Below are 18,347 nucleotides of genomic sequence, written 5' to 3' on the forward strand. Positions count from 1 at the left end.
CCAAAAGAAGAGGGCAGCCTGCTGGCTGCCCCCGTTTTGCTGATCCCGTGATGGGAGATGCTTTAGCCCAACCGCTTGAGTAACTTCTCGGCTTCGGCACGCTGGTGATCGCTGCCCTGCTCCGCTGCCTCTTGCAGCAGCTCGCGGGCGCTATCCTTGTCGTCAATCTCGAGGTAGGCACGGGCCAGATCCAGCTTGGCACCCACACCGCCGTCGTCGGCATCCACATCAAACCCGGTGGATTCCGGCAGCACCTCGGGGAAGCCATCGAGCCCCACATCCAGCGAGAAGCCCTGATACGGCTCCTGCTCCGGCGCGGTGGCATCCGCTTCGGCCAGCAGCTTGTCGATCTCGACGTAGCCGCTCTCCTGTGCCTGCTCACGGGGTTGAACATCTGCCGGATGTGATTCCACCTCGGCGAACGCATCTTCAAAATCAGAGAGCGCCAGCTCGTTGGGATCCCATTCCAGATCCAGCTCGGCTTCCTTCGCCTTGACAGGCTCAAGACCGAGCTCGGCCAGCATGGCATCCGCACTCTCGTCAGCGTCCTCTGCGGCACTGAGATCAATAGCGTTATCATCTTTGCCAGCAGCAGGCTCGTCGAGGGCATTGTCGAAATCGCCGAGATCGAAGCTGGCCAGATCGTCGTCAGCGGCACCGACTTTGTCGATGGAGCTCAAATCGGGCTCGAGGTCGGCGGAGAGATCCGCATCCAGCTCGGCAAACAGGGCTGCCTGCAGCTCCTCTTCGCTCATGATCTCGTCAGCGGCCTTGGGCTTGGGATTGAACTCGCTGGCCAGATCCATGGCGGGCTCGTTGGCCAGCGCAATGGGCTCATCCAGCGAGAGATCGAGATCCGGCACCAGATCCGGGTCACGACTGGCTGGCTGGGCCGCCATCCGCTCGGGCTCAAAGCCCTGTAGCTCCATCTCGCCCTCGTCGCTGAACACCAGATCGACATCCGGCTTGGCGGCCGGCTCGTCAGGCTCCATCGGCATAAAGCCATCCGGGGTGTTGAGATCCGGCACAGGGCGCACCGGCTCGTTGTCGGTCACATCGACGCTCAGCAGATCATCAAACTCGCTCTGCTCCTGATCCATCATCATGGCGGTGGATTCGGAGAGGCTCTTCTCCTGCTCTTCCAGTTCGCGGCGGGCCCGGGCACGCAGCCACAGGGTCACCAGCGCCAATACCAGCAGCACCGGCAGCAGGATGATCATGGCGAGGTTGAGCGGTGAGGAGAGCAGATCCATCAACCAGTTTTTCTCAGGCTCAGGCTCGGCTGCCACCGGCGGGACCGGTTGCGCCTTGAGCTCGGCAATCTCTTTTTGCAGCGCCGTCTGATCCTGCAGCTGGGCCTTGAGGGTCTCCACCTCTTCGGTCAGGGATTGCAGACGCAGCTTGAGCCTGTGGTTCATCTCGGTCACCTGGCCGAGCTGGGCATTGGCATCTTCCAGTGCCAGCGCCATCTCGGTAGCCGGTTTGCCCACCGGTTTATCCAGATCGGAAGGCAGAGGCGCCGGGGTGGTGCCTTCTGCAGCGCGAGGAGCAGGTGCTACCGCCTCTTTCGGCGCAGGCTCGCTCACCTTGGCCACTTCTTTGGTTTCAGCAGCCGGTTGCGGAGCCACCACCGGGGCGGGAATGGGGGCGGCTTTCGCCACTGGTAGCGGCGCAGGCGCAGCCTTCACCGGCTCGGTCTTGGCGGCTTCAACCTTCGCGGGTTTGGCGGCAGCCGGCTTGGCGGTATGGGCCTGCTTGTCAGCCAGATATTTGGGGCTTAACCCCTTCCAGCTGGCGTTGTCGCTGCGGAACTTGGCGCGGGCCTGTGCATCAGTGATGACGCTCGCCTCGGCCGCGGTCGGCAGCAGAATGCGGGAACCCACCAGAATGTGGTTGATATTGCCATCGGCAAAACTGCGGGGGTTTTTCTCATAAATCGCCACCATGGTCTGGTAGACGCTGACCCGATTGGAGGGGCGATATTTGCTCGCCAGGCTCCAGAGGGTATCGGTCGGACGAACAGGGCCATAGCTACCGGCATTGGCAGTGACCTGACGTACCACCGGCTGGGCGGTTGCACGCACCGGTTGCGCCACGGGTCTGGCGACCGGCTGCGCCAGCGGCTGGGAATTGACGGCGGGAGGTGCGGGTTCGTCAGGGCCTTTTAGCTCGACAAAAAAAGGCTCCCGCGCCGAGTCTTCAGCCTGGACGGTGCCCAGCAGACCCAATGCGAGTAGCGTTGCCAATGTTATGCGGGAATGTCCCATATTCGTTCCTTCGTATGACGGCCCTATCACATTGAAAAATCTGGATAGTTACCCCAAAACAGTCGGTTCAATATAAATCAGGCTCGCCTGGCAAGCCAGCAGTCCGACACATTTAGCACCCAACTTGACCCTGAGTGTAGGAAAAAACTTAATCAGTTGATATCGCAACAGAATCTTGAAGTGACGGAGTGCGGCATGGGTCACACCCCGGTTTGATCACAGGCCGGATGCGCAGCACTCCCTGCTGCGCATCTGTGGCATCTGACCAGCCTTACAGATAGTCGCGAACCAGCAGCTCGGCAATCTGTACACTGTTGGTTGCCGCGCCCTTACGAACGTTATCGGCCACGATCCACATATTGATACCACTCGGGTGAGAAATATCCTGGCGTACCCGGCCCACCAGCACCTCATCCTTGCCGGTTGCGTCACGCACCGGGGTCGGATAGTCCCCTTCGTCATCAAACAGGGTCACACCCGGCGCATTGCGCAGCAGGTCCTTGACCTGTTCGGCATCGAGCGGCTGGTGCAGTTCGACGTGTACCGCCTCGGCGTGGCCGTAGAAGACCGGCACCCGCACGCAAGTCGGATTCACGGCAATGCTGGCATCGCCCAGGATCTTCTGGGTTTCCCATACCATCTTCATCTCTTCGCGGGTGTAGCCGTTGTCAGTGAAGCTGTCGATCTGCGGGATCAGGTTAAAGGCGATCTGTTGCGGATAGAGGGTCGGTTCCACCGGACGACCGTTGAGCAGATGAGCGGTCTGACCTGCCAGCTCGCTGACCCCCTCTTTGCCGGAGCCTGACACGGATTGATAGGTGGCCACGTTGATGCGGGCAATGCCCACTTCGTCGTGCAGCGGCTTCAGGGCCACCAGCATCTGGATGGTCGAGCAGTTGGGATTGGCGATGATGTTGCGATTGCGAAAATCGGCCAGCGCATCCGGGTTCACTTCCGGGATCACCAGCGGGATATCTTCGTCGTAACGGAAGCAGGAGGTGTTGTCGATGACGATGCAGCCGTGTTCGGCAGCAATCGGCGCCCACTTGGCAGAGACCTCGGCACCGGCGGAGAAGAGTGCGATCTGCACCTGGCTCCAGTCAAACTCCTCCACATCGAGGATCTCGAGGTTCTTGCCGCCAAAGCGCACGGTATCACCGGCGCTACGGCTGGAAGCCAGCGGATAGAGGGTCGCTACCGGAAATTCGCGCTCTTCCAGGATCTCGATCATCGCCTGACCCACGGCACCGCTGGCACCCAATACCGCTACGTTAAACTGCTGGCTCATTCTGTTCTCCTCTGATAATGCTGCAATGGCGCCGGGTGGCGCCATGGTCGGCAGGCGCTCGCACGGCGAGATGACGCTGCCTGATATGGCTGAGCCAGCGCAGTAGTATCTGCGCCAGCTCAGTAAAAAAATGGGGGCGAGGTAGCCAGTACGGCTCACCCCTTCCGGTTATCTTCCAACTCCTAGGCCCCGATTCAGGGGCGTGACAGCGCAAATCCCAGCTCGCCCAGCGCCTGGTCGGCAAACGCACCCTCAACCTGCAGGGAGGATAGTTCACGGCGCTCGGGATAGTGTTTGCGCTGCTCGTCAAAGCTGCCGGGCAGGCCGAGTCGGGCCCGGAAACGGGCATCATCACGGCGCACGTCATAGACCAGATGCACCAGCTGCTTGATCAACGCCTGATCCGGTGCGCGGCCCGGCACCACCGCCTGCACATCGGGGGCTGGCAGGAGCTTACTCAAATCCTGACGAGGCTGGCGTCCCAGCTGCTGGCAGAGCGCCTGGTAGAGCATCCAGGTACCGCGGGCCTTCCCCTCCAGGCTGTAACCGGCTATATGGGGGGTGGCAATCTCGGTATGGGGCACCAGCGCAGCCAGTGGCTCGGGCTCGTTCTCCCACACATCCATCACCAGTCGCAATGGCGCATCGCCCAACTGGCGCGCCAGCAGGGCCCGGTTATCCCACACCTCGCCACGGGATGCGTTGATCAGGATCTGCCCGGCAGGACGCGCGGCAATCTGCTCGGCATCGAGCAGATGGTAGGTCGCATCCGGCCCTTCACGGGTAATGGGCACGTGGAAACTGACGATATCGGCACCAAGAGCGGTCTGATAATCGACAAAGCCCGCATCGGGGGTATTACGCGCCTTGGGTGGATCGCAGCGCAGCACCCGCATGCCGAGCGCTTGGGCCTTGGTCGCCACACACTCGCCAGTATTGCCCGCGCCAATCACCGCCAAAGTCATAGCCCAGAGCTCGAGTTCATAGCGCTCCGCCAGCACCAGCAGGGCTGAGAGCACATAATCCCCCACCGAATACTTGTTGCAACCAGGGGCGCTGAAGAAGGGAATATTGCGGCTTGCCAGCAGGGCCTTGTCCACATGGTCTGTGCCTATGGTGGCGGTGCCGACAAACCCGAGTTTGGGGCTGGTCGCCAGCAAATCGCCGTTGACGCGGGTGACCGAACGCACCAGCAGCACATCGGCATCCAGCAGATCGCGGGCCTGCATCTGCCGTCCGGGCAAGGGGATCACCTCGCCAAATTCGGCAAACAGCTCCACGGCATGGGGCATATTCTCATCAACGACTATCTTCATCGGGCTCTCTTTGGTCACAACCGCCACGGGGGCGCCATTCTAGCGCAAAGCCGCCCGAGATTTCAGCCTGTGATGCAATCCGGCGCGAAAGGGGACCACATTGTGCGGCAGCCACCCCATCCGCCCGCTCAAACAGAGGATGTCGCCACAAATGTATAAGCAGAGGTAACAAACGTGCTGCTCGGCTTTGTCCGAGCATATCACGGTGGCACAATGCCCCTCTTTTTTCGCGATCGCCCATACCTACCATGCAGCCACACGCTTCGTCGCTCCCAACGTCAACCACCTCACTCACCCGCAGCCAGGTGCTTGTCTTCACTGCCCTGTTGATCCTGCCCCTGTTACTGCTCGCCACCCTGCCCTGGCAGCCTTTTCTGACCGGCTCCCTGCAATCAGGCTGGCTATGGTGGTCATATGCCCTTACCCGCATGGTCGATATTCCCGGGATCGGGATCAGTGGCGCCTTCTTGCTGTTGCTGACCCGCTACAAACTCAAACTGGAGCTGGCTCCCTTCATTGCGCTGGGGTGTGCACTGGCGGCCCTGCTTGCCAGCGACTGGGTGCTCAAGAGCCTGATCAAGCACCTGACCGAAGAGCCCAGACCCTATCTGCTCTGGCTTGAGAGTCAGGCGCTGATCCCGGCCATCAAGAGCTTCTACGCCAGTAGCATCGATGTGCGCAGTGAACAGGTTCACGCCGCCAGCCAGTTGCTGGCCCTGCCAGAATGGCTCGGCCACCACTGGCAGGCCGAGGTAAACTACGCCTTCCCCTCCGGCCACAGCATCGCCGCCATCAGCCTAGCCCAGTTCTTTGGCCTTATCTGGCTGGCCCGAGCCCCCACAGGCGCCTGGCTGCTGCCGTTGTGGGCGCTGGGGATTGGTCTGTCGCGCATGGTAATGGGGATGCACTGGCCGGTGGATGTGCTGGCCAGCGCCCTGTTGGGTACGCTCACGGCGCTAATTGCCGCCCGCTGGTGGCTGCACAGATATTGAATCGTGCGCCATCTTGGCGCGGCATCCTGCGTGGGATGGGAGGACAAGCCAGCGCTTTTTTGCCATAATGCCGCCTCATTTTATCCCGACCGAGATCCCATGACCGACGCAGTTCATACCCTCAAGGGCCGTTTCCGTGGTTTTTACCCCGTCGTCATCGATGTTGAAACAGCCGGGTTCAACGCCAAGACCGATGCCCTGCTCGAAATCGCGGCTTACACCCTGAAAATGGATGAGCAGGGCTGGCTCGTTCCCGATCAGGTATTCCACTTTCATGTCGAGCCCTTCGAAGGGGCCAACCTGGAAAAGGCCGCGCTGGAGTTCACCGGCATCGACCCCTACAACCCGTTGCGTGGCGCTGTCTCGGAAAAAGAGGCGCTGACCGAGATCTTCAAGGGGATCCGCAAGGGGATGAAGGAGCAGGATTGCGGCCGCGCCATCATAGTGGCCCACAACGCCACCTTTGATCACGGCTTCGTGATGGCTGCCGCCGAGCGCGCTGGCCTCAAGCGCAATCCGTTCCACCCGTTTGCGACCTTCGACACCGCAGCCCTCTCCGGATTGGCGCTGGGTCAGACCGTGCTAGCCAAAGCGTGCCAGAGCGCCCGCATCCCGTTTGACAATAAAGAGGCGCACTCGGCCCTCTATGACACCGAACGCACCACAGAACTGTTCTGTCATATCGTTAACCGCTGGAAGAGCATGGGGGGTTGGCCGCCAGCGCATCCGGATGATGACACAACCGATGCCCCTGCCGATGATGAGGGGCAAGAATAAACGGATGAAGGCTGCCACTGGCAGCCTTCGCTTTTTGGAGAAGTGATTGATTGCACGGCACACCGGAAATCGCTATCAACGTCACTATCCACCGCTGCGCACGGGATGCACGGAGACAAACAGGTCACAAACCCTCATGTTGAGCAACCTTGTGCCACATGCTGCTGCGATATGCAGGGTTTGACTGATTTTTTTCTCGACATTTGTCACATTTTTCGCAAACTAACTCCCCTTCACATGACAGACAGCAATAACAAACTATAAGGAAATCAAATGAATCCAGTTGTTATCGCAGTCGGGCTGATGCTGGTGCTCAGTCTGCTGCGGATCAATGTGGTGGTCTCGCTGGCGCTGGGGGCCATTGCTGGCGGCCTGGTCGGTGGGCTGTCGTTGACCGATACCCTCACCACCTTCAGCGGTGGCCTGGGCGGTGGCGCCGAGATTGCTCTCTCCTACGCCATGCTGGGCGCCTTTGCGGTTGCCATCTCCCGCTCCGGGATCACCGACCTGCTGGCCCGCAAGGTGATCAACCAGCTGGGCAAGGATGCCAGCTCGACCCGCATCATGTGGGTCAAAACCCTGCTGCTCTCTTCCGTGCTGGCCGTGGCGATCTCCTCCCAGAACCTGATCCCGGTTCACATCGCCTTTATTCCCATCCTGATCCCGCCGCTGCTGCATGTGATGGCGCAGATGCAGATCGACCGTCGTCAGGTGGCCTGTGTCATCACCTTTGGCCTGACAGCTACCTATATGGTGCTGCCGGTCGGCTTTGGCGGCATCTTCCTGAACAACATTCTGGCCAAGAACCTGATCGATAACGGCGTGCCCATCACCACCAGCCAGATCCCGCTGGCGATGGCCATTCCGGTCGCCGGTATGGTACTGGGCCTGCTGATTGCGGTATTCATCAGCTATCGCAAACCGCGCCAGTACGATCTGGCCAAGATCCTGGATGCCGAGCCCGAAGCGGTCGAACTCAACCTCACCCACATCTGGGTGGCCCTGCTGGCCATTGGCGTAGCGCTGGGTCTGCAACTGATGACCAACAGCATCGTACTGGGTGCACTGGCCGGTTTTGTCATCTTCACCTGCGGCGGCGTCATCAAGTTTCGCGAAAGCCAGGATGCCTTCACCCAAGGGGTGCGGATGATGTCGCTGATCGGCTTCATCATGATCTCCGCCGCCGGTTTTGCCGCGGTGATGAAGGCAACCCACGGGGTCGACTCTCTGGTTCAGGTGGTCGCCTCCGGCATCGGTCAGCACAAGGGGATCGCCGCCTTCCTGATGCTGCTGGTGGGTCTGCTCATCACCATGGGGATCGGTTCTTCCTTCTCCACCGTGCCCATCATCGCCACCATCTATGTGCCGCTCTGTCTGCAGCTCGGCTTCTCACCAATGGCGATCATCGCACTGGTCGGTACCGCAGGCGCGCTGGGGGATGCGGGTTCACCGGCCTCCGACTCGACGCTGGGCCCCACCTCAGGCCTTAACGCCGACGGCCAGCACGACCATATCTGGGACAGCGTGGTGCCCACCTTTATTCACTACAACATCCCGCTGGTGATCTTCGGCTGGATTGCCGCCATGGTGCTCTGATAGCCCCTCGGGCTGCGACCTCTGCACATCACAATGCAAAACAAGAAGGCGACCAGATGGTCGCCTTCTTCATTGATGCCAACCAATTACCCCACTCAATATGAATAATGGCTGCCAGCCAGACAAAGCCTCTGAGCGGCCACCTAGTCGCCACCCCTTGCGACCGCCGGAGTCAGCGGGCGCAATGCTGTCACTCCCCATCCAACCATCCGCCCAAGTGCACACGTCCCAACGCTTGCCAATACAAAGAAACGGCTGCCAGCCCAGACCTATGGCAGAACGGCGGATGATACCCGACCACGTCACAACCGCCTATCGAGTAGAAAAGGTATTCTCTCTTTCCCCGACATCCAGTTATCAAATAGTGGCCATCATGCGCTCACCCATGTAACGGCTTATGCCGATCTGGCGTTCAGTAAGAACACAGAGTAAACCGCAGGCAGAAAAAAGGCCGCTCAATGAGCGGCCTTCTTCATAACGGGATCAGCAATCAACTTTCGCGACGCTTGCCACCGAATTTGCGATCTTTGTTGAAGCCACCTTCACGGCGCTCCCCGCTCTTGTTGAACGGACGGTCACCCTGGGGACGGCGATCCTTGTTGAAAGGACGGTCGCCACGGAACGGACGATCACCACGGGGCGGACGGCTGCTGGTGTTGCCACCGGCCGGCACTTCGGTGTAGCGGGTGATTTGCAGCGGACGCTGGCAAACACGGGCTTTCTTGATCACTTCCAGTACATCGGCGGTCATGCCTTTCGGCAGATCGACGGTGGAGAAGTCATCGGCGATGTCGATGTTGCCGATGAAGCGGCTCTCGATGTTCGCTTCGTTGGCGATGGCGCCCACGATCTGGCCCGGCTTGACACCGTGATGGGCACCCACGTCTACGCGATAGCGCTCCATCTCCACGTCCGGATTGTCTTTGAGCGGACGGGGCTCCAGGGACGGCATGCGACGGGCAGGACGATCGCCACGGTCACCGAAGTCACGACCACCACGGTCGTTGAAGTCACGGCGCTCGAAGCCACCACGATCGTTGCCAGCGTTCAGCAGCGGGTCCGGAATGGAGTCATCCAGCAGCAGTGGTTGGTCACCCTGTACCAGCTTGGCCAGTGCGGCAGCCAGCTCCAGCGGATCGGCAGAATCTTCTTCGATCAGCTCGTTTACCAGGTTGTGGTAGATCTCGAGCTCTTCACCCATCATGGTTTCGCGGATGCGCTCCTTGAACTTGGCCAGACGATGCTGGTTGATGTCCTCGGTGCTCGGCATCTTCATCGGCTCGATGGCCTGACGGGTTGCGTGCTCGATGGCGCGCAGCATACGACGCTCGCGTGGAGCGACGAACAGGATGGCTTCGCCTTTACGACCAGCACGACCGGTACGACCGATACGGTGAACGTAAGATTCGGTGTCGTACGGAATGTCGTAGTTCACTACGTGAGTGATGCGCTCAACGTCCAGACCACGGGCAACAACGTCGGTGGCGATCAGGATGTCCAGCTGGCCCTGACGCAGTTTGTCGACGGTACGCTCACGCAATTTCTGCGGGATGTCACCGTGCAGCGCTTCACAGGCGTGACCACGGGCGGCCAGCTTGCCAGCCAGCTCTTCGGCAGCGTTCTTGGTACGCACGAATACCAGCAGGGCTTCGTAGGATTCCACTTCCAGCAGACGGGTCATGGCGTCCAGCTTGTGCAGACCGGTTACCTGCCAGTAGCGCTGGCGAATAGTGGTTGCGGTAGCAGTCTTGGAGGCGATCTTGATCTCTTTGGGCTGCTTCAGGTGCTTCTGGGCCACGCGACGGATCTGCTCCGGCATGGTGGCAGAGAACAGGGCAACCTGACGAGTGCTCGGGCACTGCTCCATGATCCAGTCCACGTCGTCGATGAAGCCCATACGCAGCATTTCATCAGCTTCGTCCAGTACCAGAGCTTTCAAGCCGGAGAGGTCCAGGTTCTTGCGACGGATCAGGTCCATCACGCGGCCCGGAGTACCGACGACAACCTGAGCACCGCGACGCAGGGCGCGGGTCTGGGTTTCGTAGGAGGCACCGCCGTAGATGGGCAGTACGTGGAAATCAGGCATGTGGTGGGCGTAGCGTTGGCACGCTTCAGCCACTTGCAGCGCCAGTTCGCGGGTAGGCGCCAGCACCAGGATCTGGGTGTTGCGGTTACCAGCTTCCAGACGAGACAACAGAGGCAAGGCAAAAGCAGCGGTCTTCCCTGTACCGGTTTGCGCCTGCCCCAGCAGATCGTGTCCCGCCATCAGGTGGGGAATTGCTGCGGCCTGGATCGGTGACGGGCGCTCATAGCCCACGTCCTGCAGCGCTTTCAATACAGGCGCGGCCAGTCCAAGCTCACTAAAAAGGGGCAGTTGTTCGGTATCAGACATAGATTCTTCCAGATTAAGGCAGGCGGCTAACACCGCGGAATAGCAAAAAGGCGGCGATTATAGCGCCACTTTGTTCTGCTGTCTTGAAAAATGTGATAAGCCTCTCAAGACGTTGGCAATTATAGAGGGATCTGACGAGTATGGCTTGCTTATTTTGCACTCATAGTGCGTTATTGCAGATCACTCCTCGCTGGAGTCCTTGCCCCGCTTGTGTTTGAGCACCGCCATGGTCAGTCGGCTGGTGCACAATAAACGCTCACGTTCGTCCCGAATTTCAATCTGCCACACCTGGGTCGTCGCCCCCAGATGGAGTGGCGTGCAACGCCCGGTCACCACCCCTTCCCGCTTGGCTCGCAGATGGTTGGCATTTACCTCCAGCCCCACACAGTAGCTATCTGGCCCGACCGCCATATTGGCCGCCAGCGACCCAAGCGTCTCCGCCAGCACCACGGATGCGCCACCATGCAACATGCCAAGGGGCTGGTGCGTACGGTGATCCACCGGCATGGTCGCTTCGAGCCAGTCGGCGCCAAAAGCCCTGTAGACGATATCGAGATGGGCCATCAGGGTGTTGCGAGAGGTGGCGTTGAGCCCCTCCAGACTCATGGGTTTACGCCAGATGGGCGCAATATCGTGACTCATTGCAAGCAGACTCCTTATGAAAGCGATGAATGCGTACCGATATGAGTGAAACGCCCTCCATCGGCAACATGGTTCGGTTATGTGAGTTGTTGGTTACCGGGTGACGTAGTAACAACGCAGCACCGACCCGGCGCTGCGTGTTACACAATCATGCCCTTAAGCGGGATGTCACCAAGGGTAGGTAACGCCGGGCCACTCGGACCAAGGCACTTCTCGCCCCGGCAGACGGGGTTCTGGCCACTGCCACACCCTGGCGAGCCAGTCGCGCAGCTGAATCTCCAACTCCTCATCCGTGATGGGCGCCTCGGCCACCTTCCAGAAGAAGAGCTCCACCGCTACCTCAGGCAACACCGAGGGGTAGAGATAAACCCCGCCCCAAAATTGCGGCTCCCGATCCGGGCTCCAGAGGCCATAGGCAAAGGAGCGCTTGGCCAGAAACTCCGACTGCTGCCACTCCAGATCCCCTTCGTGCTGGCTCAGGCTGAAGTTGGCCGAGGGCCAGATATCGTTCGGGCGAAACAGCTGATGGAGTTGCTCGCGCTCGCGCAACATGGCGACAAACTCCACCACCGCCTGAGCGGGAGTGGTGGGTAACAGCAAGAAACGCGGGTGCCGATAGGCCTTCGGCACCCGAAACCGCTTGGGGAACGTCAGCATCAGAGCAGCTCCAGCAGGGCTTGCAATGGATGTTTGAGCTTTTCCCCCTCCATCCGCTTGACTTGACTACGGCACGAATAGCCGGTCGCCAGACAGCGCGCTTTGGGTAGACGGGCGAGCGGGTCAGCCCAGCTCAACCCATAAATGCCCTTGGAGTTCTCCACCTGTTTGACATCGTGACCATAGGTGCCCGCCATACCGCAACACCCCACAGAGACCGGCTGCAAACTGGCCCCGAAGCGGCCAAACAGGGTGCTCCAGTCACCGTGAGTGGAGGGCTTGGCTGTCTTCTCGGTGCAGTGGGCAAACAGATACCAGGGCTCGCCCCCCTCCTCGCTCTTTGCCTTGTTGGCGCTAGCAGGCAGTTGATCTGCCGGCAGCGAGAGCAGCCACTCCTGTGGCAGCAACACCTGAAAATCACCGCGAGCCGCCCCCAGCGCCTTGGCGTACTCGTCGCGATAACAGAGCACCATGGCCGGATCCAGCCCCACCATGGGAATGCCAAGCGCCGCCACCTTGTTGAGGAACTGGGCGCTGTTGGCGGCGGTGCGGGCAAAGGCGCGCAGGAACCCCTTGATATGCTGGGGCTTGCCGTTGGGTTTAAAGGGCAGCAGATAGGGCTGGAAACCGAGCTTGCTGGCGAGTTTCACCAGGTCGCGCACCACGGGGGCATCGTAATAACTGGTGAAGGGATCCTGCACGATCAGCACCACCTGCTTGCGCTGCTCGGCACTCATCCGCTCCAACCCCGGCAGATCAAAATAGCGGGCGCGGTTGTCATGCAGGCTCTCGGCCAGGGTCGGCACCGAGAGCAGCGGCACATCGACCATGCCGATACTCTTCTCGGTCGCCTTCTGGGCCCACTCTTTTTCGAGGAAGAAGTTGACCAGCTTCGGCGCCTTGGCTAGCAGCGGCGCATAGCTTTCAACGGTGCCGACGAAGTAATCCTTCGGCGCACGCAGGTAGCGGCCGTGATAGAGCTGCATAAAGCGGGCGCGAAAATCGGGCACATCCACCTTGATCGGGCACTGGCTGGTGCACGCCTTGCAGGCCAGACAGCCCGCCATCGCCTCCATCACCTCGTGGGAGAAGTCATACTCGCCGCGCTGTTTGGCCCAGCTGTTGCGCACCTTGTCCACCAGCTGTTTGAAGCGTACGCCACCGGATTGCAGCGCCACCTCTTCCGCCAGCGGATCGAAGCCCTGCTCCGCCAGCTGACGCAACCATTCACGCATCAGACCCGCCCGCCCCTTGGGGGAGTGGCGGCGATCGCGGCTGATCTTGACCGAGGGGCACATGGGGGAGTCGGTCTCGAAGGTGAAGCACAGACCATTGCCATTGCAATCCATGGCGCGGGTGTAGCTGGTGCGCACCGCGAGCGGGATCTGACGGTCATACTTGCCGCGCTTGGGGCCATCCACCGACACCAGCTCGGCGCCGCTACCGTAGGGGATACAGATCTTGCCCGGGTTGATGCGGTTGCCCGGGTCGAACGCCCCCTTGACCCGCTGCAGCTCTTCCCACAGCTCGCCAAAGAAGGCGGGGCTGTATTCGGAACGAAAGCCCTTGCCGTGCTCCCCCCACATCAAGCCGCCATATTTGGCGGTGAGGGCCACCACCTGATCGGAGATGCGGCGCAGCAGCACCTCCTGCTCGGGATAGCACAAATCCAGCGCCGGGCGCACGTGCAGCACACCGGCATCAACGTGGCCAAACATGCCGTAGTCGAGGCCGTGGGCATCCAGCAGGGCACGAAACTCCATGATGAAATCGGCCAGGGATTCGGGCGGCACGGCGGTATCTTCAGTGAACGCCACCGGCTTCTTGCGCCCTTCGGCGTTGCCAAGCAGCCCCACCGACTTCTTGCGCATGGCGTAGATGGTCTCGATACTCGGCAGGTGGTCACACACCTGATAGCCGATGATCCCCGCCTCACCCTTGGCCAGCAGGTCGTCGATACGGCGGCAGAGCTCCGCTACCTTGGTCTTGTGTTCCGCCTCGTCGGTATCGGCAAACTCGACGATGTTGAGTCCCTGCAGATCCTTGCCGGGCACATCCTGAATAAGATCTTTCACCGAATGCCAGATGATGTCGGCGCGGGCCAGCCCGAGCACCCGGGAGTCCACCGTCTCCACCGACAGCGCTTGGGCCTCAACCATAAAGGGGGCGTTGCGCAGGGCGGAGGGGAAGCTGTCGTACTTGACGTTGACCAGGGTGCGGTAGCGCGGGATGGGGGTGATGTTGAGTTTGGCTTCGGTGATAAAGCCGAGAGACCCTTCAGATCCGCACAGCACCCGGCTCACATCCAGCGTGTCGGTATCGGGTTGATAGAGGTGCTTGAGATCGTAGCCGGTCAGAAAGCGGTTGAGCTTGGGGAAGGTAGCCTCGATGTCGGCGCGCCGCTCCTTGCCGATACGATAGAGGGTGCGATAGATCTCCCCTTCTCGACTCTCCAGCGCCAGCTTGTCGGTCAGTCGCTCACCGGTCAGCGGCTCGGTCGCCATGATGTCGCCATTCTCCAGCACCGCTTTGAGCCCCAGCACGTGATCCGAGGTTTTGCCGTAGACCAGAGACCCCTGCCCCGAGGCATCTGTGTTGATCATGCCCCCTAAGGTGGCGCGGTTGGAGGTGGAGAGATCAGGCGAGAAGAAGTAACCGTGGGGTTTCAAGTAGGCGTTGAGCTGGTCTTTTACCACCCCGGCCTGGGCACGTACCCACCCCTCCTCCAGATTAATTTCCATGATCTGGTTCATATAACGGGAGAGATCGACGATAATGCCGCCGCCCAATGACTGACCATTGGTGCCGGTACCGCCACCGCGAGGGAAAAAACTCAAGGAGGCGAACGCCGGCTCTGAGGCCAGCTTGAGCATTGCTGCTATGTCGTCCGCACTGCGCGGATAGAGAACCGCCTGAGGTACTACCTGATAGACGCTGTTATCCGTCGCCATCGCCAACCGGCTTGCATAAGACTTTTCGATATCACCACGAAATGCGCTGCGCTCTAGCAACTCAAGAAACTGCAGGGTTGCGGGTGACAAACTGTCCTGGTAATCGAGTCTCGGGATCATGAATCCTTGTTCCCATCCTTTGCTTGATGCCGGCACGCCGGCGACAACGACTGGCCAGCCGCCTGTCAATGGCAGTCAGGCCAGTCCGCTCACATGTGAGCGGGCAGTATATCAGCTAGAAAACCGCTTGCGCTTGGCAATATTCACCATTTGAAAGGAGGACTTTTATGGCTCACCACAGCCATGTTATCAGTACGCTGGTCACCACCGAAAAACAGGCGCTTACCCTGTCGCTGTTCGGTTGTATCACCTTTGCCATCTTCGGCATCGGCTACGGCCTCTTCGTCGGTTCCAACGCCATCATGCTCGATGGTATCTTCACCCTGTTCAGCATGGGCATGACGGGCCTCGGTCTTGTTACCGCCTATCTCGTTACCCGCCCTTCCGATGCGCGCTTCCAGTACGGCTATGCCCACTTCGAGCCCATCACCAACGTCATCAATGGCGCCATTATTCTGCTGCTCTGCCTCGGCGCTCTCTATAGCGGCATCACCACCCTGCTGGATGGCGGACGAGAGATCGATCTCGGCCACGCCCTTATCTATGCCGCCGTCTCCACCTTCTTCTGCGCCATCATCTATCGCATCGAAGCCCAGGTTGCCGAACAGGTAGACTCCGAGCTGGTGCGGGTCGACTCCAAGGAGTGGCTGGTGGATACCCTGCTCAGCGCCACCCTGCTTATCGGTTTCGTGGTCGCCATTGGCCTTGATGCCATCGGCTACGGCCAATACAACCGCTACATAGACCCGGTGCTGGTCTCGCTGCTGGCCCTCTGCGCAACTCTCATTCCCATCAAGGTGCTCGGCCGCAACCTGCGGGAAGTGCTGAAAATTGCCCCCAGAGGGGATGTCTCCCAACTGGTCGAGAGCGAAGTCGAAGCGCTGCGCCAGCGCCACGGCATCGAGTGCTACAGCCATCTGGCCAAAAGCGGTCGTCGCTTCGATCTGGAATTGAACATTCTGGTGGCGCCGGGTCAGGAGTGGCCTGTCGAACGTCAGGATGCCCTGCGTCAGGAGCTCTGGTCTCGCCTTGGCGACACCCTGGGGGATGCCTGGCTGTCGGTCTGTTTCACCCGCGAAAAGCGCTGGTTGTAACGACCGCACGGGGGAGAGCGGCACGGCCGCCTCCCCCTGTCGCATCACAACCCCATCACGCCGCGCTGACGCTGCGCTTGCCAAATTGGCGCCAGCCGCTATTATCAGGGCTCATTTTTCACCCGAGGTTTTATTGCCCATCATGGACAATCCCCGAAGTTGCCCTTCGTCTCTCTCTGTCAAAGCCTATCTTTTTCTGCTTAATCAGCGCCTCTGAATAACACCTTTGCCTTGCTGTTACTGCGGCCATCGCGCGCCGTGATCACTCTCTGCTCTGTCTGTTTTTATTGAGGTCATACAATGGAATTGCTGCTGGATCCCCATATCTGGATTGGTCTGTTTACCCTGATCATTCTGGAAATCGTGCTGGGGATCGACAACCTGGTCTTTATCGCCATCCTGGTGAAAAAACTGCCCCCCACCCAACGGGACAAGGCGCGCATTATCGGCCTGTCGCTGGCCCTGCTGATGCGACTAGGACTTCTGAGCGTCATGTCATGGCTGGTCACCCTGACCACCCCGATTTTGCACCTGTGGGATCACCCCTTCTCCGGTCGGGACCTGATCCTGATGGGGGGCGGCCTGTTCCTGCTGTTCAAGGCCACCTCCGAGCTGCACGAGCGGCTGGAAGCCAAACCCCAGGATGACGGCCCGGTCGGCGCCTACGCCAGCTTCGGCGTGGTGATCGCCCAAATTCTGGTGCTCGATGCGGTCTTCTCGCTCGACTCCATCATCACCGCCGTCGGCATGGTGGAACACCTGGGCGTGATGATGGCCGCCGTGACCATCGCCATGGTGGTGATGGTGCTCGCCTCCAAACCGCTGACCCGTTTCGTCAACGCCCACCCCACCGTGGTGGTGCTCTGTCTGAGCTTCCTGCTGATGATCGGCTTCAGCCTGGTGGCGGAAGGGTTCGGTTTCCATATTCCGAAGGGCTACCTCTACGCGGCCATCGGCTTCTCGGTGCTGATCGAGTTTTTCAACCAGCTGGCCCAGCGCAGCGCCATGCGTCACGAATCCAAACAGCCGCTGCGCGAGCGCACCACAGCCGCCATCTTCAAGCTGATGGGCAGCAAGGCCTATCAGGATCAGCCGGATGACGATCTGGATGCCCCGGCCGTAGCGCCGGTGAGCTTTGGCGAGGAGGAGCGCTATATGGTGACCGGCGTGCTGTCGCTGGCCGAGCGCTCCATTCGCACCATCATGACCCCGCGCTCGGAGATGGCCTGGATCGATATCAACGACTCCAGCGACGAGATCCGCGCCCTGTTGCAGCGCGAGCCCCACAGCCTGTTCCCCATCTGTGACGGGGATCTGGACGAGGTGATCGGTGTGGTCAAGGCGCGCGACCTGCTATTTGCCTTGAACGAAGGGCAATCCTTGAGCGAACTGGCCAAGCAGAACGACCCCATTATCGTGCCGCAGACCATCAACGTGATCCGCCTGCTGGCGGAGCTGCGCAAAGCCAAGGGGAGCCTTATTCTGGTCTCCGACGAGTTTGGCGTGATCCAGGGGCTGGTCACCACCCACGACCTGCTGGAGGCCATCGTCGGCGAGCTGCCGGACGAGGACGAAACCCCAGATATCGTGCGCGATGGCGAAGGGTGGCTGATCAACGGCAGCACCAACATCCACCATGTGGAGCAGGTGCTGGAGCACGAGGGACTAGTGAGCGAGAGCGATGAATACGTGACCCTGGCGGGCATGCTGCTCTCCCACTTCGGCACCCTGCCCACCCTGGGTCAGCAGTTGCAACTGCAGCAGCTCAACTTCGAGGTGATCGAGGTGAGCGAGCGGCGCATCGAGCGGGTGAAAGTGATGCCCGCCGCGGCTTGAGCCTGCCACCAGCAGAATACAGAAGAGGGCCAGACGGCCCTCTTTTTTTTGGCTCTGTCCCAATTACGTGTTGAAAGGCTAATCTTGAAGTAGGCCATCACCTTGAGGTCAACCATCATGGATACCCCAGCCTTTCAACACCTGCTGTCTCTCTTTCCCCAGTTAACCCTGCGCCAGCGCCGTGTTGCTCAGCAGGAGCTCACTGCACCCCACACGATTACCTCGCTCAATACTCAGTTACCGGCATGCAGTGGCTGCCCCCATTGTCAGGCCGATGTTACCCAGCTGGCGCCTTGGGGATGGAGTCGGGGGCTGCGCCGCTACCGTTGCAAACTGTGTCTGCGCACCAGCACCGTTCTGACCAAGACGCCCTTGGCCAGATTGCGTAAAGCACAGTGCTGGGAAGACTACGCGCAAGC

The 18,347-nt window shown here is 60.2% G+C and carries 12 protein-coding genes and 1 pseudogene; 6 read left to right on the plus strand and 7 right to left on the minus strand.

Annotated features, from left to right (window positions below; all coding sequences use genetic code 11):
- Window positions 1-62: 62 nt before the first annotated feature.
- The 3 genes from AB5Y90_RS03820 to AB5Y90_RS03830 all read right to left on the minus strand — a co-directional run bounded on the left by AB5Y90_RS03820 (window position 63) and on the right by AB5Y90_RS03830 (window position 4,871).
- Window positions 63-2,267, minus strand: coding sequence for a FimV/HubP family polar landmark protein (locus AB5Y90_RS03820; protein ID WP_307895079.1), 2,205 nt, complete (start codon window positions 2,265-2,267; stop codon window positions 63-65).
- Between the two features lie 271 nt (window positions 2,268-2,538).
- On the minus strand, window positions 2,539-3,555 hold the full coding sequence (locus AB5Y90_RS03825; RefSeq protein WP_005344937.1) for an aspartate-semialdehyde dehydrogenase: 1,017 nt from the start codon (window positions 3,553-3,555) through the stop codon (window positions 2,539-2,541).
- A 194-nt stretch (window positions 3,556-3,749) separates the two neighbouring features.
- Window positions 3,750-4,871: a 4-phosphoerythronate dehydrogenase gene (locus AB5Y90_RS03830; protein WP_088869213.1), complete on the minus strand. Its 1,122-nt coding sequence runs from the start codon at window positions 4,869-4,871 to the stop codon at window positions 3,750-3,752.
- Window positions 4,872-5,119: 248 nt separating this feature from the next.
- On the opposite strand from AB5Y90_RS03830, the gene AB5Y90_RS03835 reads away from it, so the two are divergent.
- From AB5Y90_RS03835 to AB5Y90_RS03845, 3 genes are all read left to right on the plus strand, one after another.
- Window positions 5,120-5,863 carry a phosphatase PAP2 family protein gene (locus tag AB5Y90_RS03835; protein ID WP_151287207.1) on the plus strand — a complete coding sequence of 248 codons (744 nt, stop codon included), beginning with the start codon at window positions 5,120-5,122 and terminating at the stop codon, window positions 5,861-5,863.
- Window positions 5,864-5,962: 99 nt separating this feature from the next.
- Window positions 5,963-6,640, plus strand: a complete 678-nt coding sequence (gene rnt, locus AB5Y90_RS03840) for a ribonuclease T (protein WP_005333780.1) — start codon at window positions 5,963-5,965, stop codon at window positions 6,638-6,640.
- 273 nt (window positions 6,641-6,913) lie between these two features.
- Window positions 6,914-8,236 carry a Na+/H+ antiporter family protein gene (locus AB5Y90_RS03845; RefSeq protein ID WP_005361308.1) on the plus strand — a complete coding sequence of 441 codons (1,323 nt, stop codon included), beginning with the start codon at window positions 6,914-6,916 and terminating at the stop codon, window positions 8,234-8,236.
- A 490-nt stretch (window positions 8,237-8,726) separates the two neighbouring features.
- On the opposite strand, the gene AB5Y90_RS03850 is transcribed toward AB5Y90_RS03845, so the two are convergent.
- The 4 genes from AB5Y90_RS03850 to AB5Y90_RS03865 all read right to left on the minus strand — a co-directional run bounded on the left by AB5Y90_RS03850 (window position 8,727) and on the right by AB5Y90_RS03865 (window position 14,998).
- Window positions 8,727-10,628, minus strand: coding sequence for a DEAD/DEAH box helicase (locus tag AB5Y90_RS03850; RefSeq protein ID WP_005337260.1), 1,902 nt, complete (start codon window positions 10,626-10,628; stop codon window positions 8,727-8,729).
- A 180-nt stretch (window positions 10,629-10,808) separates the two neighbouring features.
- Entirely contained in the window at window positions 10,809-11,270 is a 462-nt protein-coding gene (locus tag AB5Y90_RS03855) for a hotdog fold thioesterase (RefSeq protein ID WP_139734610.1), read from the minus strand.
- A 168-nt stretch (window positions 11,271-11,438) separates the two neighbouring features.
- Window positions 11,439-11,927: a hypothetical protein gene (locus AB5Y90_RS03860; protein WP_307895082.1), complete on the minus strand. Its 489-nt coding sequence runs from the start codon at window positions 11,925-11,927 to the stop codon at window positions 11,439-11,441.
- On the minus strand, window positions 11,927-14,998 hold the full coding sequence (locus AB5Y90_RS03865) for an FAD-binding and (Fe-S)-binding domain-containing protein (protein ID WP_320545121.1): 3,072 nt from the start codon (window positions 14,996-14,998) through the stop codon (window positions 11,927-11,929). The genes AB5Y90_RS03860 and AB5Y90_RS03865 overlap by 1 nt, the downstream gene beginning before the upstream one ends.
- 167 nt (window positions 14,999-15,165) lie before the next feature.
- On the opposite strand from AB5Y90_RS03865, the gene AB5Y90_RS03870 reads away from it, so the two are divergent.
- The 3 genes and pseudogenes from AB5Y90_RS03870 to AB5Y90_RS03880 form a co-directional block, all read left to right on the plus strand.
- Window positions 15,166-16,092 carry a cation diffusion facilitator family transporter gene (locus AB5Y90_RS03870; RefSeq protein WP_101531321.1) on the plus strand — a complete coding sequence of 309 codons (927 nt, stop codon included), beginning with the start codon at window positions 15,166-15,168 and terminating at the stop codon, window positions 16,090-16,092.
- A gap of 300 nt (window positions 16,093-16,392) precedes the next feature.
- Window positions 16,393-17,928, plus strand: coding sequence for a TerC family protein (locus AB5Y90_RS03875; protein WP_307895085.1), 1,536 nt, complete (start codon window positions 16,393-16,395; stop codon window positions 17,926-17,928).
- A 117-nt stretch (window positions 17,929-18,045) separates the two neighbouring features.
- Window positions 18,046-18,347: pseudogene (locus AB5Y90_RS03880) on the plus strand (IS1595 family transposase); the annotation flags it as partial.

Origin of the sequence: Aeromonas sp. R4-1, assembly GCF_040908325.1 — a bacterium.
Classification (GTDB): domain Bacteria; phylum Pseudomonadota; class Gammaproteobacteria; order Enterobacterales; family Aeromonadaceae; genus Aeromonas; species Aeromonas veronii.